The organism is Pseudomonas luteola NBRC 103146 (genome assembly GCF_002091675.1).
Taxonomy (GTDB): domain Bacteria; phylum Pseudomonadota; class Gammaproteobacteria; order Pseudomonadales; family Pseudomonadaceae; genus Chryseomonas; species Chryseomonas luteola.
Genome location: NZ_BDAE01000011.1, coordinates 106,146 through 126,819, shown reverse-complemented (window position 1 = coordinate 126,819; position 20,674 = coordinate 106,146). Strand labels below are relative to the sequence as shown.

Annotated in this window: 19 protein-coding genes and 1 pseudogene; 18 read left to right on the top strand and 2 right to left on the bottom strand. The window is 51.0% G+C overall.

The features are described 5' to 3' along the window. Window positions 1–70: 70 nt before the first annotated feature. A complete protein-coding gene (locus PLU01S_RS13765) occupies window positions 71–811 on the bottom strand; it encodes an ABC transporter ATP-binding protein (RefSeq protein ID WP_074825224.1) in 741 nt (246 codons plus the stop codon). Window positions 812–821: 10 nt separating this feature from the next. Continuing rightward, on the bottom strand, window positions 822–1,649 hold the full coding sequence (locus PLU01S_RS13760; RefSeq protein WP_233432141.1) for an ABC transporter permease: 828 nt from the start codon (window positions 1,647–1,649) through the stop codon (window positions 822–824). Window positions 1,650–2,127: 478 nt separating this feature from the next. On the opposite strand from PLU01S_RS13760, the gene PLU01S_RS13755 reads away from it, so the two are divergent. From PLU01S_RS13755 to PLU01S_RS13670, 18 genes and pseudogenes are all read left to right on the top strand, one after another. Then, entirely contained in the window at window positions 2,128–3,036 is a 909-nt protein-coding gene (locus PLU01S_RS13755; protein ID WP_083397873.1) for a glycosyltransferase family 2 protein, read from the top strand. After that, window positions 3,026–3,937, top strand: coding sequence for a glycosyltransferase (locus tag PLU01S_RS13750; RefSeq protein ID WP_074825229.1), 912 nt, complete (start codon window positions 3,026–3,028; stop codon window positions 3,935–3,937). Before PLU01S_RS13755 ends, PLU01S_RS13750 begins: the two co-directional genes overlap by 11 nt. 66 nt (window positions 3,938–4,003) lie before the next feature. Further along, window positions 4,004–4,896, top strand: a pseudogene (locus PLU01S_RS13745) (NAD-dependent epimerase/dehydratase family protein); the annotation flags it as partial. Beyond that, complete coding sequence (locus PLU01S_RS13740; protein ID WP_074825231.1) at window positions 4,896–5,915, top strand: MraY family glycosyltransferase; 1,020 nt, start codon at window positions 4,896–4,898, stop codon at window positions 5,913–5,915. The pseudogene PLU01S_RS13745 and the gene PLU01S_RS13740, both read left to right, overlap by 1 nt. A gap of 44 nt (window positions 5,916–5,959) precedes the next feature. Continuing rightward, window positions 5,960–7,948, top strand: coding sequence for a polysaccharide biosynthesis protein (locus PLU01S_RS13735; RefSeq protein WP_074825233.1), 1,989 nt, complete (start codon window positions 5,960–5,962; stop codon window positions 7,946–7,948). 340 nt (window positions 7,949–8,288) lie between these two features. Next, complete coding sequence (gene rfbB, locus PLU01S_RS13730) at window positions 8,289–9,353, top strand: dTDP-glucose 4,6-dehydratase (RefSeq protein ID WP_074825235.1); 1,065 nt, start codon at window positions 8,289–8,291, stop codon at window positions 9,351–9,353. Window positions 9,354–9,415: 62 nt separating this feature from the next. After that, complete coding sequence (rfbA, locus tag PLU01S_RS13725; RefSeq protein WP_010797914.1) at window positions 9,416–10,297, top strand: glucose-1-phosphate thymidylyltransferase RfbA; 882 nt, start codon at window positions 9,416–9,418, stop codon at window positions 10,295–10,297. Continuing rightward, a complete protein-coding gene (gene rfbC / locus PLU01S_RS13720) occupies window positions 10,297–10,833 on the top strand; it encodes a dTDP-4-dehydrorhamnose 3,5-epimerase (protein ID WP_010797915.1) in 537 nt (178 codons plus the stop codon). The genes rfbA and rfbC overlap by 1 nt, the downstream gene beginning before the upstream one ends. Further along, entirely contained in the window at window positions 10,830–11,759 is a 930-nt protein-coding gene (rfbD, locus tag PLU01S_RS13715) for a dTDP-4-dehydrorhamnose reductase (RefSeq protein WP_074825237.1), read from the top strand. Before rfbC ends, rfbD begins: the two co-directional genes overlap by 4 nt. 154 nt (window positions 11,760–11,913) lie before the next feature. Continuing rightward, the gene (locus tag PLU01S_RS13710) at window positions 11,914–12,282 is read left to right on the top strand and encodes a ComEA family DNA-binding protein (RefSeq protein WP_074825239.1); all 369 of its coding nucleotides are present in this window, start codon (window positions 11,914–11,916) and stop codon (window positions 12,280–12,282) included. Window positions 12,283–12,613: 331 nt separating this feature from the next. After that, a complete protein-coding gene (gene fliE / locus PLU01S_RS13705) occupies window positions 12,614–12,952 on the top strand; it encodes a flagellar hook-basal body complex protein FliE (RefSeq protein ID WP_010797918.1) in 339 nt (112 codons plus the stop codon). A gap of 11 nt (window positions 12,953–12,963) precedes the next feature. Further along, window positions 12,964–14,775 carry a flagellar basal-body MS-ring/collar protein FliF gene (gene fliF / locus PLU01S_RS13700; RefSeq protein ID WP_010797919.1) on the top strand — a complete coding sequence of 604 codons (1,812 nt, stop codon included), beginning with the start codon at window positions 12,964–12,966 and terminating at the stop codon, window positions 14,773–14,775. Next, the gene (gene fliG / locus PLU01S_RS13695) at window positions 14,762–15,775 is read left to right on the top strand and encodes a flagellar motor switch protein FliG (protein ID WP_010797920.1); all 1,014 of its coding nucleotides are present in this window, start codon (window positions 14,762–14,764) and stop codon (window positions 15,773–15,775) included. Before fliF ends, fliG begins: the two co-directional genes overlap by 14 nt. 122 nt (window positions 15,776–15,897) lie before the next feature. Then, window positions 15,898–16,680: a flagellar assembly protein FliH gene (gene fliH, locus PLU01S_RS13690; RefSeq protein ID WP_074825241.1), complete on the top strand. Its 783-nt coding sequence runs from the start codon at window positions 15,898–15,900 to the stop codon at window positions 16,678–16,680. Further along, window positions 16,670–18,016, top strand: a complete 1,347-nt coding sequence (gene fliI, locus PLU01S_RS13685) for a flagellar protein export ATPase FliI (RefSeq protein ID WP_010797922.1) — start codon at window positions 16,670–16,672, stop codon at window positions 18,014–18,016. The genes fliH and fliI overlap by 11 nt, the downstream gene beginning before the upstream one ends. A 6-nt stretch (window positions 18,017–18,022) precedes the next feature. Then, window positions 18,023–18,469 (top strand): flagellar export protein FliJ, encoded by a 447-nt coding sequence (fliJ, locus tag PLU01S_RS13680; protein WP_010797923.1) that lies wholly within the window; start codon window positions 18,023–18,025, stop codon window positions 18,467–18,469. Window positions 18,470–18,894: 425 nt separating this feature from the next. Continuing rightward, complete coding sequence (locus PLU01S_RS13675) at window positions 18,895–19,248, top strand: Hpt domain-containing protein (protein WP_010797924.1); 354 nt, start codon at window positions 18,895–18,897, stop codon at window positions 19,246–19,248. Window positions 19,249–19,322: 74 nt separating this feature from the next. Next, on the top strand, window positions 19,323–20,660 hold the full coding sequence (locus PLU01S_RS13670) for a flagellar hook-length control protein FliK (protein WP_074825244.1): 1,338 nt from the start codon (window positions 19,323–19,325) through the stop codon (window positions 20,658–20,660). Window positions 20,661–20,674 lie beyond the last annotated feature (14 nt).

Here is a 20,674-nt window from a genome sequence, read left to right as displayed (position 1 = left end):
TGGCCTAGTATCTATAAAGATTATGTACTGATAATGAGCAGAGTTTTTCTGCTAGAGGCATGGCATTTATTCAATTGAAATATGCTTCTGTAACATCTTTTGCAGGCCCGATCATCTTTACCGTTCCATGCTCCATCCAAATGGCACGGTTACATACTTTTTCGATTAACTCTCGCGAATGGCTGGCAATGACCAGAATTTTGGTGGCACTGATCATTTCCTTGATTCTTGCCTCCGCCTTGTGTTGAAAACCTTCGTCCCCTACCGAAAGCCACTCATCCATGAGCAGAATTTCCGGCCTGAATATTGTTGAAACGCTAAAAGCCAGTCGGAGATGCATGCCTGACGAGTAGGTTCGAACAGGTACATCAATGAAGTCCCCTAGTTCAGAAAACTCTATGATGTCATCAATTTTTTGGTTAATTTCCTTCTTGCTTATTCCAAGCAAGGCGCCACGCATATATATGTTTTCGCGCCCTGTGAATTCAGGGTCAATACCTAAGGAAATAGCAATAAGAGAACCTATATTTCCCTTAATGGAGGCCGCACCTCTGGTAGGCGAGTAGACTCCACTCAATAACCGTAAGAGGGTCGTCTTGCCCGCGCCGTTATGTCCTATAAGGCCCACTCTGTCTCCGTCAGAGAGTTGGAAGCTGATATTCTCCAGTGCTTTGACGACAACTTTTCCGTTATCGGTAGCGCCGAGCTGCCCTCCCGTCGCTACCTTCATAATGTCTTTTTTTAACGAGCGAGACGATGAGTTGTAAATTGGAAATTCAACACCGACGTTTTGAAAATCTATCTTGGCCACAGCAGTATCCTTAAAGCCAGTACGCAATACGCTGTTTGTATTTGCTATAGAAGTAAAGTGTAAATATCCAACCAATCACAGCGGTACTTATGCATACATACCAGCTTACCGCATCAGGGGTCTCGCCCATCAACGGGGACCGAAGAATATCTAGAACGTGAAACAGCGGATTGAGCTGTAGCAGGAAAAAGACCTTCTCATCGTCTAGGAGATTGGGCATCCACATGATGGGGGTCAGATAAAACATAACCTGTAAAAGGCTGCCCACGATTTGTGGTAGATCTCTGTAGCGTGCACATACTGTGGCTAAAAGTAGCGAGATCCACGCAACATTGACGATAGTCAAAACGAGTGCTGGGATGCTGAGCAGCACAAGCCAGTCTACGGGTCGGCCTACGGCAATTAGCACGGCGGGAAATATGACTATATTATGTGCCAAAATTAATAGGTTTCTCCAGATTACACGAGCAATGTGAACGAATAGTGGTATTGGCAGTTGTTTGATAATGCCTTCGCCTGCGATGAACGCTGTACAGTTCTCATTGATTGACGATGACAAGAACGTCCAGAAGATTATTCCAAGAGATAGGAATGGTAGGAAGTCGTAAAGAGTGGCATTAAAGATATTGCCGAAGACCAGCCCCATAGTGCCGATCATCACGCCCATACTAATTGTTAGCCAGAATGGACCTAGCGCGGATCTCTTATAGCGCTGTCTTACATCCTGCCATCCCAGCAGGCCAATAAGTGATGAACGTTTGATCGATGAATAGATATCGTTAAGTGCTGAAGAGTTGCCTGGGTGCATTGAGTTGATACCATCCTCGTTATTGGGCATGGGTTTTCGTGACCGAGAGACCAGTTAAGATTGTTCCTAGCAGACCTGGTACTGGAATTATTAAACAAATATAGATGTTTAGCTTACAGCATCACTTGGTTGGAAGCCGGTCTAGTGTCGCACCAACTGGCTGGACGGTAGAGCACCTATTTAGGCGCAGATAGTGAAAAGGTGCGAGCAAAAATAAAAAACGTGTCGCAGTTCTCAATGGCAAGGTGTCCGTCACCCTTTTTGAATAATTTTCTTGCCGGACTGTGGTTAGTCTCTCCAATCTTCAGACTTGCTTTGCATCATTAGATTAAGAAAACCTGGTAGGTCATACCCCTCGGCTATGGCTGATGGGTTGCGCTTGTTAGCTTCGAGCCGGTCATGGTTTTTACGGTTGGCTTTGCTCGGAACAATTCACGCTTTTCTCTATCAAAGGGCAGCAATACAGATATGGCCCGGGCATTAGGGTGGACGGAAAATTTAGGTCAGGATGATGCTGAGAGTAATAGTTGCGGTCGTTGTTACGTATCATCCCGACATGGTAGCCCTCTGCAGGCAGCTGAAGCTAATTGCTCGTCAAGTTCATGCTGTCATGCTTGTGGATAATGCATCGCTTGGCGTCGAGGAAATCGATGAACTTTCTGAAATCGCGCAAGTTCATCAATGTGAGAGCAATGTAGGTATTGCCAAGGCTCAGAATATCGGTATTCAAAAAGCAATAGTGGCAGGCGCTGACGGGATTATTTTTTTCGATCAGGACAGCGTGGTGCCTGAAGGTATGATCGCTTCGCTTAGCCAAGAGTTCGATAGGCTATCGGTTAGACATCGAGTTGGCGCTGTCGGTCCAATTTATCGGGACTCCGAGCTTGGTTTCTACTATCCCGTTATTCGGATCGATAAATTAGGTTTGGTGCGGAAAATCATTCCATCAAGCGCCTCTGAACCTATACAGGTATCTTGTTGTATTTCTTCAGGCACTTTGGTCCCTGTTCATGTTCTGAATGATGTGGGTTTATTACAGCAGGCACTGTTTATTGATTATGTTGATACGGAGTGGTGCCTGCGTGCCGTCGCGAAGGGGTACGAGATTTTTGTAGTCCCCGATGCCCTGATGGAGCACAAAATTGGGGACGACACCTTGTCCTTTGGTCGCTGGAAAGTGCCTGTCCATTCACCGTTCCGCCGTTATTACCGTCTACGTAATGTTTTTATCCTTGCGGGGCTGAAGCATATTCCCATCCTTTTAATTGTTAAGGAAGGAGTGCAAGGGATATGCCACCAACTAATACTTGTTGCAACGCAAAAAGGCAGTCGGCTCGCCTATGCCAGGGCGGGAATCAAAGGGCTGCTCGATGGCCTGAAATTATGTGCAAGTAGGCGGTTTGTAAATGATGCTTAGGCGGCCACGGTTCGCCGTGGCGCTTGCGGCTTACAACGGCATGCTTTGGATTGACGACCAGCTCTCCAGTGTTCTCGAGCAGCGGAGTGTAGATGTCGTCGTATTTATCAGTGTCGACATCTCGTCTGATGAAACATATGAGCATGTACTTTCGCTTGCCTCTAAAAATTCTCGCATATGTGTTTTGCCACAGATCGAGCGGTTTGGTGGGGCAGCCAAGAACTTCTATCGCTTGATACGCGATATAGACATTTCTGGATTTGACTATCTAGCCTTGGCTGACCAAGACGATATCTGGCTTGAGAATAAATTGATTAGAGCTCACCAAGTACTGATCGAACGGCAAGCTGAGGTCTATTCGGGTAATGTCATGGCATTTTGGGAGGATGGTCGGCAACGTCTGCTGGATAAGGCGCAGCCAATGCGCGCTTATGATTATCTTTTTGAGGCGGCTGGTCCCGGATGTTCCTACGTGATGGGTAGGGCCTTTACTCAGCGTTTACAAGCGTTCATGGAAGAAAATTGGTCGGCTGTCAATGAGGTCGCGCTTCATGATTGGCTCATTTACGCGTATGGTCGTAGCTCTGAGGCGCAATGGTATATCGATCCGTGGCCTTCTGTTCTGTACAGACAGCATGGAGGTAATGTTGTGGGAGCCAATGTAGGTGTCCGCTCAGCCTTGAGCCGAATCAGGCGCATAAAAGGTGGGTGGTACCGAGACGAGTCGCGGAAGATCATCCGCTGTCTTGGTCTAGAAGATACCCCGGGTATCGCCCATATCATCTTAAAGAAAGAACGTTTAAGCGCGATTCGTTTGCTGGTTGAGGTCAATAAGACCAGGCGGAAGCTAACGGATCGGATCGCTTTAGCTCTCTTCATATTGCTAGGGCTGTACCGGTAGATGGCTAGAGTTCTGGTAACCGGGGCAGCCGGTTTTGTAGGCTCTAATCTTGTCTCGGCGTTAAATCAGCAGGGACATGAGGTTGTGGCGATGTCTCGTATGACAATCGAGACTGCAAGCGATCTTGTACAGCCCTGTCAAGCAGATTTTACAAGTCTGGATGCTAGTGCTTTTCGACGCCACCGTGTCGAGAGTGTCGTCCATTGCGCGGCTAAGGTTCATGCCATGCACGAAAAGCCAGGGCAGGGGCTGGGTGAGTACCAGCGGGTAAATGTCGACGGAACGATGAAGCTTGCGCGTCTGGCGGCTGCCATGGGGTGCGTCGGTTTGTCTTTGTCAGCTCGGTAAAGGTCAACGGTGACGAGACGGTACCCGAACAACCTTTTTCTCCCTTAGACGCACCCCAGCCTTCCGATGCCTATGCCATTTCAAAATGGACTGCCGAACAGCAGCTCATGGAGCTGGCAAGAAATGGAGTAATAGAGGTCACCATTATTCGTCCGGTACTGGTATATGGGCCAGGCGTAAAAGCCAATTTTCTTACTATGCTACGTTGGTTAGACAAAGGTATTCCATTGCCGTTGGGTGCTATCGATAATCGTCGCAGCCTGGTTTCGGTCAACAACTTGGTGGATTTCATTTCAACATGCCTTTTTCATCCGGCTGCTGCCGGTCAGACCTTTATGGTGAGTGATGGAGAAGACCTTTCTACTACTGAGCTGCTTAAGCGCCTAGCCCGATTTTTAGAGCGTCCCATAAGGTTGATTCCTGTACCTCGAGGATTGGTAGAGGTTGGTGCAACCATTCTTGGGAAGGGTGCGTTATCTCAGCGAGTGTGCCGTTCCCTGCAAGTCGATATTTCTAAGAACCTTGATATCACCGGTTGGCGGCCGCCTGTAGCTGTGAACGATGCTCTCCAAGCTACTGCAATTGATTTTTTAAGAAGCAAGGAAAGCTGATGACGCTATTTTTGGCTGTCTGCACGGTCGTCGCGTCTTGGGCTTTGACACACTACGTTCGGCGTTATGCATTAAAGGGACATCTTATGGATATTCCTGGTGTGCGCAGCTCTCACTCTATTCCTACGCCCCGGGGTGGTGGCTTAGCTATAGTTATCGTGTTTTCTATCGCTACCTTGGTCTGGCAATTTATTGGCGCTAATCTCTATTGGACGGATCTTGTCGCGTTGCTCGGTGCGGCATGTGGCGTTGCTCTAATTGGTTTTATTGATGACCATGGTCATATTCCGGCCAGGTGGAGGCTGCTCGGGCATTTTGCTTGCGCTGCTTGGGGACTCTGGTGGTTGCAAGGATTTCCAACGGTCATGATTAATAATACGGCTATTAATTTTGGCTGGTTGGGCAACGCGTTTGCATTGTTTTATCTGGTCTGGCTGCTTAATCTCTATAATTTCATGGATGGGATCGATGGCATTGCAAGTGTCGAGGCGATTTGCGTAGGGGCAGGCGGTGCCGCTCTATTCTGGATTACCGGACACGGTGCCATTGCATGGCTCCCGTTGCTGTTAGTGGCTGCCGTCTTAGGCTTTTTGATTCTGAATTTTCCGCCCGCTAGAATTTTCATGGGGGACGCGGGCAGTGGGTTTTTAGGAATCATTTTAGGATGTCTTTCTCTCCTGGCTGCACGGCTTGATCCGGCTTTTTTTGTGGCATGGATTATCTTATTAGGTGTATTTGTGACGGATGCTTCCTTTACGCTGTTTCGTCGCTTGCTTAGAGGCGAAAAGGTTTATGAGGCTCATAGAAGTCACGCATACCAATCTGCTGCGCGCTTTCACAATGGGCATCGCCCCGTCACGTTGGCCGTTCTGTTAATCAATACTATTTTGCTTATACCTACGGCACTTTTGGTTGGTACAGGTTATCTATCGGGAGTTATAGGCGTGGCTGTTGCCTACGTTCCCTTGATCTATCTTGCCGTTCGTTATGAGGCAGGAAGGCCGGAAAGCTCTCGATAGATCATATTGGTAGGATTGGTGAAGGATTTGAGGGAGCTGTAGTTATGCTACGCGAGCGATTAGTCAGCCTAAGTCGTCGTAAAAAGCGTATTGTTCAAATAGCTACAGATCTGATTCTGATCTGGGTCGCCTTATGGCTCGCCTTCTTCATACGTCTCGGAACCTCTGAAAGTATCGAGCCCTTTAGTGGTCACGCCTGGCTGTTTGCTTCGGCTCCAGTAATATGTATTCCACTGTTCATCCGCTTTGGTATGTACCGTGCAGTCATGCGTTACTTGGGGTATGACGCAATGATGGCTATTGCCAAAGCTGTTACGCTTTCGGTGTTAGTGTTGTCCCTAGTGATCTACTGGTATCAGGACAAGCCCGAGATTGTTCCAAGGTCGATGATCTTCAACTTCTGGTGGTTGAGCTTGTTCATGATTGGCGGGCTACGCTTGGCCATTAGGCAGTACTTTCTCGGCGATTGGTATGCGGCATTGACCAGTGTTCCCTTTATGCGCCAGCAGACTGGACTGCCTAGGGTCGCGATTTATGGGGCTGGCTCGGCTGGTAATCAGTTAGTCGCTGCGCTCCGTGCGGGGCGTGCAATGCGACCTGTTGCGTTCATCGATGACGACAAGAGTATTGCCTGTCGTGTTATTGCTGGACTTAAAGTTTACCGCCCTAAACATATTCAGCAGATGCTCAATGAAACCGGGGCGGAAGAGGTATTGTTAGCTATCCCTTCATCTTCACGTGCTCGCCGGCGTGAGGTATTGGCTCAGTTGGAACCTTACCCTTTGCATGTTCGTACTGTTCCGGGTATTACCGATCTGGCTAGCGGCAAAGTCAAGGTCGAGGATATTCAGGAAGTTGATATTGCAGACTTGCTTGGACGGGACCAGGTTGCACCGAACCAGGCGCTTTTTGAGCGTTGTATTCGCGGTAAGGTTGTTTTAGTCACCGGAGCGGGTGGATCGATTGGCTCCGAACTATGCCGCCAGATTATGGGCCAGGGTCCATTAGGGCTAATTCTATTTGATCACTCGGAGTTTAATCTCTATAGCATTCATCAGGAGTTGGCGGGCGCTATAGAGCGCGAATCCTTGCCCATTTCTCTGGTTCCGATTCTAGGATCGGTGCGTAACAACAAACACTTGCTGCACATTTTGAGGTCATGGAAAGTCAATACTATTTATCATGCCGCTGCGTACAAGCATGTTCCTATAGTTGAGCACAATATTGTCGAAGGCGTGCTGAACAATGTATTTGGTACCGTTAATACTGCCGAGGCGGCCATTCAGGCAGGTATCGAGCACTTTGTTTTAGTCTCCACGGATAAGGCTGTACGACCGACGAATGTGATGGGGAGTAGCAAGCGGCTTGCAGAAATGGTGCTACAGGCCTTGAGTCAAGAATCTGCTCCAACGCTGTTTGGTGAGCAAGGTGGAATTCATCGTGTCAATAAGACGCGCTTTACCATGGTTCGTTTCGGTAACGTCTTGGGATCCTCTGGCTCTGTAATACCGCTGTTTCGCGCTCAGATTCGCAAGGGCGGTCCGGTAACCGTGACGCATCCTGGCATTACTCGTTTTTTCATGACCATTCCCGAGGCGGCTCAGCTCGTCATTCAGGCGGGGTCCATGGGTGCGGGAGGGGATGTATTCGTACTTGATATGGGTGAGCCAGTCAAGATCGTGGAGCTGGCGGAAAAGATGATCAACCTCTCGGGCATGACAGTCCGTTCGGAGAAAAATCCCCACGGAGATATTGCCATTGAGTTCACTGGTCTGCGCCCGGGGGAGAAGCTCTACGAGGAGCTGTTGATTGGTGACAACGTCTTGCCTACAGAGCATCCAATGATCATGCGGGCCAGTGAGGATTTCGTGTCTTGGGATGCCTTCAAGCTAGTGCTGGCTGATCTAAAGTCAGCGGTGCAGGCAGATGATTATTCTCGCATTAGGCAGCTATTGCGCGAAACCGTAGCGGGATATGTACCGCAGGGCGAAATCGTCGATTGGTTATACGTACAAAGCCGTCGGGACAGATAATAAGTAGCTCGTGTTAACCATCCTTTCGCCTTTATTAAGCACGTAAAGTAGAATATAGATCAGCATAGATGCAATTAAGAATCTTTCAGAGAAATTTTTGATGATGAGCACATTGAGTTAAGTTTTTCTTTCTTCGTGGAAACTTTTCTAAGTCAAAGCTGTTTAAGTCAGGTCTTGATGGCGGGTGGTGCTATTCATCAGCCTTAGGGCTTGCGTTCTAAATCTAGGGAACGAGACGCCTGTTGAGCTGTATTGGCTGCTTAACAGGAATTTATGATTTTTTAGCTGTGCCTTGCGCGTTTTGCTAACTGGCGCAGGCGTTTAAAAAGGCAGGTTCAGGATGAAAGTGCTGGTAACTGGTGGTGCGGGTTTCATTGGTTCTGCAGTGGTCCGTTTTTTGATCAACGAGACGAATTGCCATGTGGCAAACGTCGACAAACTGACTTACGCAGGCAACCTTGAGTCGCTAAATGAGGTCGCGTCATCTGATCGGTATGAGTTTCATCAGGTCGACATCTGCGATGCACCTGCCCTAAAAACTGTCTTCGATTCATTTCAGCCCGATGCGGTGATGCACCTTGCTGCCGAGTCACATGTGGATCGCTCTATCGAGGGGCCGGCTGAGTTCATTCGGACCAACGTTTTGGGGACCGGAACTATTCTAGAAGTGGCTCGTGCCTATTGGTCTGGACTCAATGCCGACCGGAAAGAAGCGTTCCGCTTCCATCATATTTCCACAGATGAGGTGTTCGGGGATCTGCATGGCACGGACGACTTGTTTACCGAAACGACACCTTATGCGCCAAGCTCTCCCTATTCAGCCAGCAAGGCGGGCAGCGATCATCTGGTACGCGCATGGGGGCGCACCTATGGATTGCCGGTGCTGATCACTAATTGTTCAAATAACTACGGACCGTTCCACTTCCCGGAAAAATTGATTCCTCACGTTATTCTGAACGCCATGCATGGCAAGCAGTTACCCGTATATGGTGACGGCTCGCAGATCCGCGATTGGCTATTCGTTGAAGACCATGCCCGTGCGCTCTACACCGTTGTAACCAAGGGTGTTATAGGTGAGACCTATAATATTGGCGGACATAACGAAAAGCGTAACCTGGAAGTGGTAGAAGCTATTTGTGATTTGCTCGAAGAGTTGGCACCTGAAAAGCCAGCTGGTATCACAGCCTACCGCGACTTGATTACTTTTGTGAAAGACCGCCCAGGCCATGACCTACGCTATGCGATTGATGCCAGCAAAATTGAGTCGGAGCTTGGTTGGGTTCCGCAGGAAAGCTTTGAAACAGGGCTTCGTAAGACTGTTCAGTGGTACCTCAACAACCGTTCCTGGTGGCAGCGCGTTCTTTCTGGTGCTTACCGTCTCGAGCGATTGGGTGAAGCTGTTTAATTTTCAGCCAGGGTTATTTGTATTTAGATCCTTAAGCCTATATCGATTGAGAGGGACGCGTAATGAAAAAGTATAAAGGGATATTGTTGGCGGGCGGTTCTGGAACCCGTTTGCACCCCATCACACTAGGTGTTTCGAAGCAGTCACTGCCTGTCTATGATAAGCCGATGATTTATTATCCTTTGTCGGTGTTAATGCTGGCCGGTATTCGGGAGATTCTCATAATTTCTACACCGACAGACTTGCCAGGTTTCAAGCGCATGCTGGGTGATGGTAGTCAATATGGTATCGAACTTAGTTATGCGGAGCAGCCAAGTCCCGATGGACTAGCTCAGGCGTTTATAATTGGATCCGAGTTTGTTGGTCAGGATAATGTCTGTCTTGTTCTGGGTGACAACATATTTTATGGTCAGCATTTCAGCGAAACGCTTATAAACGCTGCGTCCCGTGAACAAGGCGCAACGGTATTTGGTTATTACACTGCTGATCCAGAGCGTTTCGGTGTCGTTGAATTCGATGAAAATGGCAAAGCCATCAGCATCGAAGAGAAGCCTAAAAAGCCTAAGTCCAACTATGCAGTGACTGGTCTTTACTTCTACGATAACGACGTACTTGAGATTGCAGCCAATATCAAGCCGTCACCGCGCGGTGAGCTTGAAATTACCGATGTCAATAATGAGTATTTGCGTCGCGGCGATCTGAATGTTTCCGTTCTTGGCCGCGGCTTCGCTTGGCTTGATACCGGGACTCATGATGCGTTGCTAGAGGCTGGGCATTTTGTCCAGACCATTGAAAAGCGTCAGGGTCTCAAGGTTGCTTGCCTTGAAGAGATTGCCTTTCAGAAGGGGTGGGTTACTCGCGAGCAGGTAGCACTGCAGGCCGAGGCCTTGAGCAAGACAGGCTATGGTCAATATCTGGCCCGCTTGATTGCAGGAGATCGATGATGGAAGTGATCGATACGATCATTGCAGACGTAAAGATCATTCAACCGCGAGTCTTTGGCGACTCGCGGGGATTCTTTCTAGAAACGTTTCAAGCCGATCGCTATGCAGAGCTGGCTGGCATAACATTGCCTTTTGTGCAGGACAATCATTCACGCTCAACGAGAGGTGTATTACGTGGCCTGCATTTTCAGCGCAGCCGTCCGCAAGGCAAGCTCGTTCGTTGCGTAAAGGGCGAAGTGTTGGATGTGGCTGTTGATATCCGTCAAGACTCGCCTACGTTTGGTCGCTGGGTTGCGGAAATCCTTTCTGAGGACAACAAGCGGCAGCTTTGGATCCCGCCAGGGCTTGCTCATGGTTTCGTTGTACTTTCTGAGACAGCGGATTTTGAATACAAATGTACTGACTATTATGATCCTTCCGCCGAGGGATGCTTGATCTGGAATGATCCTGATCTGGGTATTGACTGGAAGATCTCTGATCCTCAGTTGTCAGCCAAGGATGCTCAAGGCCTACGCTTGGTGGAGCTTTATAAATGAGAGTCATGGTCGCAGGGGGAAATGGTCAGGTAGGACAATGCCTGATTGATCGCTTGAAGCGCAGTGACTTGGCGTGGGAAGCGCATGGTCGTGCCACGCTGGACATTGCAGATGAGCGCTCTGTGGCCGAGCACCTGCAGCGTTTCAAGCCATCTGTGCTGATAAACGCTGCAGCCTATACCTCAGTGGACAAGGCGGAAATGGAGCCTGATGTAGCGGCACGCGCTAATATCAAGGGTCCTGCTACGTTAGCCAAGCTTTGCCATGAGCACGGCTGTTCGATATTACATATTTCTACCGACTATGTATTTTCGGGTGATGCTTCTGTTCCATATACACCTTATGACCCCGTGGGGCCGTCAGGTGTATATGGGGCGACCAAGTTGGAAGGTGAGTACCGTATTCAGGATGCCTGTCCGAATCATGTCATCATGAGAACGGCTTGGGTGTTTAGCGAGCATGGAAATAACTTCATGAAAACCATGCTCCGCCTGGCCTCGGAGCGAGACAAGCTACAGGTGGTGGACGACCAGCAAGGGACGCCCACTTACGCAGGGCATATTGCCGATGCTTTACTGTTGGTGGCTCATCGTATCGCTACTATTGATGACTCCCAGTTATTTGGTCTCTATCACTATGGGGGCAGCGATGCTGTTACCTGGTGTGGGTTCGCGCGGTATATTCTTGATGTTGCGCTTGAGAAGGGAATTATCAATAAGCTTCCCAAGGTAAACGGGATTACGACTGCTGACTTTCCTACACCAGCGCGTCGTCCCTCCTATTCGGTACTGGACAGCACGCTACTCAAGAAACGGTTTGGTGTTGACCCGAGCGATTGGAAGACAGGGGTTAATGACTCCCTTGATGCATTAATAGCTGCAACCGCTGCTCACGCAAAGAATGCACCCAATCAGGTAAGTGCGTAACGTTAATAATGTGATGCTGCCAGTAGTTGGCCTTTCTGATAAGGCGTGAGTGGTTGGTAGCATATGCATTTAATTTCGAGTGAGGCCAAGGATACAGGCTCAAACTCTCCTGTAGTTGAACGTCAATTATGCGCTTGGAAAAGGATGTCTATTTATGCGCGCACTTCTATTATTTCGTATTGCCGTCTGTTTTACTCATTTTACGCTCACTTCTGTTGCCTATGCTGAGACGTACGGTGATCCGCTGCATTATCAGTTACCCAAACCTGTACCTATCGCGCGGACCCCTACAGAGGTGTCCAGATCCTCTGGACCTGTTTCTTCCAGTAAGGTCAATATCAACACGGCAGATGCCGCTACGCTGGACAAAAGACTTAAAGGTGTTGGAGCTGCCAAAGCAAAAGCGATTGTTGATTATCGGAATGCGCATGGCCCGTTTCAGGCGATTGACGAGTTGATAGAAGTTAAGGGCATCGGCCCTGCAATCCTGGAAAAGAATTCTGACGTCCTGACAATCAATTGACAAAAGCGGTGCTGGTAGCCAACTAGCCAGAGTTATTCTTTTGGCACACGGTAGTTGTTGAGCCAAATTTTACTGATTGCGTTTCCCCAAGGTATCTAAACCATTTTCTTCGCTTAAGCGCCTAGCCTTACTTAGTTCAACGCTAGGCTGCTTTCGCCCAAACCCCTTTCTGGCCTGTTAATTGCTCTGACCTTGATAGTGATTGAAACCTGGCGCCAAGCCGGTTCAGTTAGCCAATTTCAGCTGACAGACAAAACTTGGCATCGCCATTGCTACATCAAGGTATAGCTAAAAGCGCGGCGTCAAAAATCCGCGCTGGTTGGAGGGTGAAATGGTTCAAGGTGTTGAGTTCAATCGTTTAATGCTGGAGATGCGCTCCATGCAGACAGAGGCAATGGCGCGAAAGCCCGTTGCGAGCCCTGTCGGTGTTGAGGGTGCTGCAAATGTTCCCAGCTTTCCGGATTTACTTGGACAGGCTGTCCGTAAAGTCAACGAGACGCAAAAGGTTTCCAATGAGATGGCCACAGCGTTCGAGCTTGGTCAAGGCGGCGTTGATCTGACGGAAGTCATGATTGCCTCGCAGAAAGCTAGCGTTTCCTTCCAGGCCATGACCCAAGTCCGTAACAAGATGGTCCAGGCCTACCAAGACATTATGCAGATGCCTATCTGAGGATAGATTGAATGGCCGACACCGCCCTCAATAATCAGGTTCCCGCTAAGGTAGACGCCTCTGGCGCATCCAAGAAGCCTTTTCCGGGCCTGGGCTTTCTAGACAACCTGTCTGAAATGCCGATCTTGCGTCAAGTAGGCCTTATGGTTGGCTTGGCTGCCAGCGTTGCCTTAGGGTTTGCAGTAGTGCTGTGGTCACAGCAGCCTGATTACCGCCCCTTGTATGGCAGTATGTCAGGCCTGGATGCCAATCAGGTAGTTGAAGCGCTGACTTCAGCCGATATCAACTACAAGGTTGATCCTAATACCGGTGCCTTGTTGGTAAAGGCGGACGATCTGGGCCGTGCTCGCTTGAAAATGGCCAGCGCTGGCGTAGCGCCTACTGACGGTATCGTTGGTTTCGAGCTGTTGGACAAGGAGCAGCCTCTGGGAACCAGCCAATTCATGGAAGCGGCAAATTACCGTCGCGGCCTTGAGGGTGAACTGTCTCGTACGATTGCCAGCCTAAATGGCATTAAAAGTGCACGTGTTCATTTGGCGATTCCGAAGAGTTCTGTATTCGTACGGGATGAGCGTAAGCCGACGGCTTCGGTTCTGGTCGAGTTGTATCCAGGCCGTACCTTGGAAACTGGGCAAGTAATGGCAATCGTTAATCTGGTTGCTACCAGTGTTCCAGAGTTGACGAAGTCTCAGGTAACGGTAGTCGATCAGAAGGGACAGCTCCTGTCGGATCAGCTGAACCAGTCTGAGTTCAGTGTTGCAGGTAAGCAGCTGGATTATACGAACCGCATCGAAAGCACATTGACTCAACGTGTGCAAAACATGATGCAGCCAATCGTAGGAAACGGTCGCTTCAAGGCAGAAGTATCGGCAGATGTAGATTTCAATGCGGTTGAGTCAACGTCCGAGCAGTTTAACCCTGATCAGCCTGCACTGCGCAGCGAGCAGATCAATACCGAACAGCGTCAAACTGCCGGCGGTGGGCCGCAGGGTGTACCGGGAGCCTTGTCGAACCAGCCGCCTGGGCCAGCCACTGCACCTGAGAACGCAACAGCGGCAGCGGGTACCAACTTTACAGCGCCGGGTCAGCTGATTCGTGACCCTAATGATCAGTTCATTACTGATCCGAAGACAGGTCTGCCGGCGACAGTGCCTTATCCGACAGACAAGCGTGACCAAAGCACACGTAATTATGAGTTGGATCGCAGTATCAGCTACACCCGCCAGCAGCAAGGTCGAGTACGTCGTCTCTCTGTAGCGGTAGTGTTGGATGATCAAGTGAAATTGGATGCAGCGACAGGGCAGGTAAGTCATACGCCCTGGAGTGCAGATGACCTGGCTCGTTTTACTCGCCTGGTGCAAGACGCGGTAGGTTTCGATGCAAGTCGTGGTGATAGTGTTAGCGTGATCAACGCTCCCTTTGCTCCGATCGCTGCTGATGATGTGGAAAGTATCCCCTTCTACTCGCAGCCCTGGTTCTGGGATGTCGTTAAGCAAGGTCTGGGTGTGCTGTTTATCCTGGTCCTGGTGTTTGGTGTCCTGCGCCCTGTTCTGAACAACCTGGCAGGTACCAACAAGAGCAAGGACTTGGCACTGGCTGATGGTATGGGTGGTGCTGGAGATCTGGCGGGTAGTGGAGCGGGCGGCCTGAGTGGTGGTGATCTGGCCGATGACAAGGTAAGTCTGGCAAGTCCTGCAGCACTGATGTTGCCTGGACCTAGCGAAAACTACGAAGTACAACTCAATGCCATCAAGCAATTGGTGACTGAAGACCCGGGCCTGGTTGCCCAAGTTGTGAGGGACTGGATCAATGCCGACGAGTGAATTCAACAGCATGAGCAATGTCGATAAAGCCGCTGTTCTGCTGCTCTCCCTGGGTGAGGCAGACGCTGCCCAGATCCTGCGTCACCTGGGCCCGAAAGAAGTACAGCGCGTCGGTACTGCGATGGCTCAAGTGCGTAACATCAGTCGTGACCAGGCCGAGCATGTACTGGGCAACTTTATCGAAGTGGTAGGTGAGCAGACCAGCCTGGGTGTAGGCACTGACGGTTATATCCGCAAGATGCTGACCCAGGCCCTGGGCGAAGACAAGGCTAACGGTCTGATCGACCGGATCCTGCTGGGTGGTAATACGAGTGGCCTGGATAGCCTCAAGTGGATGGAGCCTCGTGCGGTCGCGGATGTCATCCGTTACGAGCACCCACAAATCCAGGCGATTGTAGTGGCTTACCTGGATGCGGATCAGGCTGCCGAAGTTCTGGCGCATTTTGATCAGAAGATTCGGTTGGACATTATCCTGCGGGTGTCTTCGCTGAATACGGTCCAGCCAGCAGCACTGAAAGAATTGAATATGATTCTGGAGAAGCAGTTCTCGGGTAGTGCAAGCTCCGCCCGTACGACGCTGGGTGGCGTGAAGCGTGCAGCCGACATCATGAACTACCTGGATAGCGCGGTTGAGGCTCCGCTCATGGACGCTATCCGCGAAGTGGACGATGCGCTGTCTGCTCAGATCGAAGACCTTATGTTTGTCTTCGGCAACCTGGTCGATGTGGATGATCGTGGTATTCAGGCGCTGCTGCGTGAAGTCTCGTCCGATATCCTGGTCCTGGCGCTCAAGGGCGCAGATGACGGGATCAAGGACAAGTTCTTCCGTAACATGTCCAAGCGTGCAGGCGAGTTGCTGCGTGATGATTTGGAGTCCCGCGGCCCGGTTCGTATCTCCGAGGTAGAGGGGGCGCAGAAAGAGGTTATCGCAGTGGCCCGCCGTATGGCTGAGGCTGGCGAGATCGTCCTGGGTGCCAAGGGCGGAGAAGAAATGGTGTAAATCACCAAGTGGGTTTCGAGCCCGGTCACTGTATATTTGCAGTGGTCGGGCTTTTTTTATTCTGAGTTGGCCCAAGCTTTGCTACCTACCTGGCATACCGTAGCTTTTCTGTCAGGTGAGTCATGAACAAAGAGGGCGCTAGCGATCTGATTCGCGCGAAGGAAGTCAGTATCTTCGAGCGATGGCTTTTGCCTGATCTGGATAGCAACCATGTTGAAGACGTGGCCGTTGAGCCTGATCCAGAGCCGGAAGTAGCGGAAGAGGAAACCGTCACCGTTGAAGACGTTCCGGTAGAGGAAGTCAAGCCGTTGACGCTGGAAGAGCTGGAGGCTATTCGGCAAGAGGCTTATAACGAAGGCTTCACCGCCGGTGAGCGCGATGGTTTTCACTCCGGGCAGGTAAGAGCTCGGCAAGAGGCTGAAGTAGCATTGACAGCCAAGCTGCGAAGTCTGGAAATCGTTATGGAGCAGCTACTCGAGCCAATCGCCCAGCAGGATCGCGAGCTGGAGCAGGCGTTGGTTCGTCTGGTTGAGCATGTCACCAAACAAGTGATCCAGCGTGAGTTAAAAGACGATTCTACGCAGCTGCAACGTATCCTGCGTGAGGCGCTGAAGCTTCTGCCCATGGGGGCTGAGAATATCCGCATTCATCTCAACCCGCAGGACTTCGATTTGGTGAAGGCCCTGCGTGATCGGCACGATGAGCGTTGGAAGTTGCTGGAAGATGAAAATCTGCTGCCGGGTGGTTGCCGTATCGAAAGCGAGAACAGCGTAATCGATGCAAGTATCGAAACGCGACTGGCTCAGGCACTGACGCAGATTATGGAACAGCAACGCCATCAGGCTACACAGCCTGCCGACCCTGACCTGCATATTCCTTTGGAGGATGCTGCTAATGCATCTTGATCGCCTGAGTTTCCAACGTCGACTGGGTGGTTATATTGACGCGGTAAGCCTCCCGGGTGAGCCCGTAATCGAAGGGCGTCTGCTGCGCATGGTGGGTTTGACGCTTGAGGCAGAAGGCTTGCGTGCTGCAGTCGGAAGTCGCTGCCGGGTCATCAATGGCGGTACCTACCAACATGCTCAGGTAGAAGCCGAGGTCATGGGGTTTTCAGGTGATAGAACCTTTTTGATGCCGATTGGCAGTCTGGCAGGTATTGCTCCTGGGGCGCGTGTCGTGCCTCTGCCTGATACCGGACGCCTGCCTATGGGAATGTCGATGTTAGGGCGTGTGCTCGATGGGTTGGGTAATGCCCTCGATGGCAAAGGGCGGATGCGCGCCGAGGATTGGGTGCCGATCGACGGTCCTACCATCAACCCGCTCAAGCGCGAGCCTATTCATGAGCCGCTTGATGTTGGTGTACGCAGTATCAATGGTTTGTTGACGGTAGGACGCGGTCAGCGTCTTGGACTGTTTGCCGGTACTGGTGTTGGTAAGAGCGTGCTGCTCGGCATGATGACCCGCTTTACTAAGGCGGACATCATCGTTGTCGGGCTGATCGGTGAGCGGGGTCGTGAGGTTAAGGAATTTATCGAGCACATCCTGGGCGAGGAGGGCATCAAGCGTTCCGTCGTTGTTGCCTCGCCAGCGGATGATGCGCCTCTGCTGCGTCTGCGTGCAGCCATGTATTGCACACGTATTGCAGAGTATTTTCGTGACAAGGGTAAAAACGTTCTGTTGCTGATGGACTCTCTGACCCGGTACGCGCAGGCTCAGCGTGAAATCGCACTGGCTATTGGTGAGCCGCCAGCGACAAAGGGTTATCCGCCATCCGTGTTTGCCAAGCTGCCCAGCTTGGTGGAGCGCGCGGGTAATGCTGAAAAGGGCGGTGGTTCTATCACGGCGTTCTACACTGTACTGTCAGAGGGTGATGATCAGCAGGACCCGATCGCTGATGCGGCGCGAGGAGTGCTGGATGGTCACTTTGTTTTGTCCCGCCGTCTGGCGGAAGAAGGCCATTACCCTGCCATTGACATTGAAGCGTCGATCAGCCGAGTGATGCCGCAGGTCGTAAGTCCTGAGCATTTGCGTAATGCCCAGCGTATGAAACAGTTGTGGTCTCGCTTCCAGCAAAGCCGCGATTTGATCAGTGTAGGCGCCTATGTACCAGGCGGCGATCCTGAAACTGACCAGGCAATCAAGCGCTACCCTGCGATGCAGCAGTACTTGCGCCAAGGACTGAATGAAAGCGAGTCGCTCGAGCAGAGCGGGCAAAATCTAGGCGTATTGCTGGAGAGCTGATGAATCATGAAAGGTCGTGCTGAGCGGTTGACCCCAGTGATAGATATGAGTGAGCAGGAGGAGCGGGATGCTGCTCGGCAATTAGGTAAGTGTCAGACACAACTGATGCAGGCAGAGCAAAAACTTGCTGACCTGCAGCGCTACCGGGACGATTACCACAAGCAATGGCTGAATGCGGGAAGTCAGGGTGTGTCAGGCCAGTGGATGATCGGTTATCAGCGTTTCCTCAGTCAGTTGGAGGATGCCATTGCGCAGCAGGAGCGGAGCACTAACTGGCACCGCGATGTTGTCGAAAAGGCACGCCAGTCCTGGCAGCAACGCTACGCACGCTTGGAAGGTTTGAAAAAGCTGGTAGAGAAATATCGCCAGGAACAGCGGCTGGTTGAGGACAAGCGAGAGCAGAAGCAGATGGATGAGTTTTCCCAACGGCTTTTGCAACGGGTTCGGATGTAAGGAAAAAGGGCCAGCCGTTTTGCTGGCCCTTTTTATTTCTTGCCAAACCTTCTAAAAGAGGCCCTGACGGTTAGCAGCCAATTTTCCAGCAACATAGATCCTCTGTTGCTCATTCGTTGGAATTTTGACGTCAGGCTTAGGTTTACCTTCCAAAGTCTGGTAAAAGAGCAATTACCAGAGCGCCTTCCAGCGTAAATCCAGTGATATAAACAGTAGTAATGAGCGCTTTAGAACAATTTATTGTGTTCCAGGGGTGCCATTAGAGTGCCAGCTTTGCCAAAATCGCACCGACAGAAGGTTTGTTTAACCTAACTCCTAACGGAGGGCTTGATATGTCAGCGTTGTGTAGCAGAGCTCTTACGTTTCATCCTCATGTTACTTTGCCATTTCGTCTGGCATCTTTGGCCTGATGAGTGAGTCCTACCATGTCATTGCCACACTTAGATACCGATACTCTGCTTGCCCTGCAGGAAATTATGGAGGACGAGTACGGTAATCTGCTCGACACCTATATTTCCGACTCGGAAGAGCGTATCCGTGCGTTGAAGGAGGCCTATGCCGAACAGGAGCTGGTACAGCTTCGGCATGTGGCTCACAGCTTCAAGGGAAGTTCCAGTAACATGGGCGCCGTCGTTCTGACAAATCTTTGCCGGGACTTGGAGGAAGCTGCCCGTCGAAATGCTCCCTTGTCTGTTATAGATGAAAAGATCGAAAGCGTTCAACGCGAGTTTGCCATTGTGCGCATTCTGTTCAAGTCGGAACGGCAACGGCACGCGTGATTTTCAGCCGTTTTTCTTAAAGCTGGCCCAGCGTTTGCTTCTCTAGCTCCAGATACCTTAACTGGAGCAATTTTATGGCTGTCGCCTCTGACTTCATTTTGTCGTCGACGCCTGATATCAGCTCGGCCAAGACCGCGTTCAAAGCGCCGTTCAAGCCCGCTGAGTCAACTCGCAGCGATACCCCACGTTTCTCGGATGTTTATGCCAAAGAGCAGCAGCCTGCTCGTAATGAGGTGCGTACTCGCGATACGGATGCAAAGTCCGTGAAGCGCGAGGCTTCTGCATCGCGTCACGATAGCAAGGCTAGCGACAGCAAGACTGACGAGTCTGTTTCTTCAGGCGTAAAGCAGAAAGAGGTTGCTGGGACTGCCGATAGCGGCAAGACCTTGCCGGTGGCCGATGAGCATGCCTCCGTTCCTGAGGCGCAGCTGGACCCGTTGTTACTGCTTGGCATGACCGGAACCCTGCCTGCGGAAGTAGCGCCTTTGCCAAGTCCAAACGCTGTCGGCTCTTTGACGTCCCTGACGGACGATACATTGACATCGGGCATGGAGTCAGCGTTTCCACAGGGGGTGGGGCAGCTGGCTTCCGAGACCGATCCTTTGAATGGTCAGGCAGCTTCTTCTGATGAGACTGCTGGCCAGCTACTGGCCCAGGCCGGCAGTAAGCTGCTTCAGACTACCGATACGGCTGCCAATACTGTTCAGACCAATACAACCACAGGTCAGGGTGCTCCCAAGCAGGCCGAGGTCATGAGTACTATCCTGGCGGCGACAGCTGAAAGCCAGCCTGCCGAGGGTGAAGCTTCCCTTGAGGTATTACAGGGGTTGAAGGATATCGATGACAAGACCTTGCCTGAGGATCGAAACGAGACCTTTGCAGACAAGCTGAATAGCTTGTCCCAGACAATGGGAACGCCTGTACAGACAGCTCGTCCCGTTGCGCCTACGGTGCCGGGTCAGCCGCTGGCAATGAATCAGTCCGACTGGCATGAAGGTATGATTGATCGAGTCATGTGGATGTCGAGTCAGAACCTCAAAAGTGCTGACATTCGTCTCGAACCAGCGGGGCTAGGGCGTCTTGAGGTTCGTATCGATATGACTAACGACCAGGCTCAGGTCACCTTTGCCAGTCCGCATGCGGACGTTCGTGATGCGCTAGACAGCCAGTCTCATCGCTTGCGAGACATGTTCGTGCAGCAGGGGATGACGCTTGATGTAAACGTCTCGGATCAGTCAGCGCATCGTAACTGGCAGGCCGCGCAGCAGGACACAGGAACTGGAGGACGACGGTCTTCGAATACTGGCTTAGGTAGCGAAGACCGTGCGATTGATGAAGTAGCGGGTGTCTCAAGTGAGACGGTCGCGCAGACGATAAAGAGAAACGACGGAGTAGTGGACTTTTACGCCTGACCGGGACGCTTCCC

Coding starts and splice junctions, on each gene's coding strand:
- PLU01S_RS13760 (WP_233432141.1), bottom strand. CDS start 1,649: ATGCCCAATAACGAGGATGGTATCAACTCAATGCACCCAGGCAACTCT.
- PLU01S_RS13755 (WP_083397873.1), top strand. CDS start 2,128: ATGATGCTGAGAGTAATAGTTGCGGTCGTTGTTACGTATCATCCCGAC.
- PLU01S_RS13750 (WP_074825229.1), top strand. CDS start 3,026: ATGATGCTTAGGCGGCCACGGTTCGCCGTGGCGCTTGCGGCTTACAAC.
- PLU01S_RS13740 (WP_074825231.1), top strand. CDS start 4,896: ATGACGCTATTTTTGGCTGTCTGCACGGTCGTCGCGTCTTGGGCTTTG.
- PLU01S_RS13735 (WP_074825233.1), top strand. CDS start 5,960: ATGCTACGCGAGCGATTAGTCAGCCTAAGTCGTCGTAAAAAGCGTATT.
- rfbB (WP_074825235.1), top strand. CDS start 8,289: ATGAAAGTGCTGGTAACTGGTGGTGCGGGTTTCATTGGTTCTGCAGTG.
- rfbA (WP_010797914.1), top strand. CDS start 9,416: ATGAAAAAGTATAAAGGGATATTGTTGGCGGGCGGTTCTGGAACCCGT.
- rfbC (WP_010797915.1), top strand. CDS start 10,297: ATGGAAGTGATCGATACGATCATTGCAGACGTAAAGATCATTCAACCG.
- rfbD (WP_074825237.1), top strand. CDS start 10,830: ATGAGAGTCATGGTCGCAGGGGGAAATGGTCAGGTAGGACAATGCCTG.
- PLU01S_RS13710 (WP_074825239.1), top strand. CDS start 11,914: ATGCGCGCACTTCTATTATTTCGTATTGCCGTCTGTTTTACTCATTTT.
- fliE (WP_010797918.1), top strand. CDS start 12,614: ATGGTTCAAGGTGTTGAGTTCAATCGTTTAATGCTGGAGATGCGCTCC.
- fliF (WP_010797919.1), top strand. CDS start 12,964: ATGGCCGACACCGCCCTCAATAATCAGGTTCCCGCTAAGGTAGACGCC.
- fliG (WP_010797920.1), top strand. CDS start 14,762: ATGCCGACGAGTGAATTCAACAGCATGAGCAATGTCGATAAAGCCGCT.
- fliH (WP_074825241.1), top strand. CDS start 15,898: ATGAACAAAGAGGGCGCTAGCGATCTGATTCGCGCGAAGGAAGTCAGT.
- fliI (WP_010797922.1), top strand. CDS start 16,670: ATGCATCTTGATCGCCTGAGTTTCCAACGTCGACTGGGTGGTTATATT.
- fliJ (WP_010797923.1), top strand. CDS start 18,023: ATGAAAGGTCGTGCTGAGCGGTTGACCCCAGTGATAGATATGAGTGAG.
- PLU01S_RS13675 (WP_010797924.1), top strand. CDS start 18,895: ATGTCATTGCCACACTTAGATACCGATACTCTGCTTGCCCTGCAGGAA.
- PLU01S_RS13670 (WP_074825244.1), top strand. CDS start 19,323: ATGGCTGTCGCCTCTGACTTCATTTTGTCGTCGACGCCTGATATCAGC.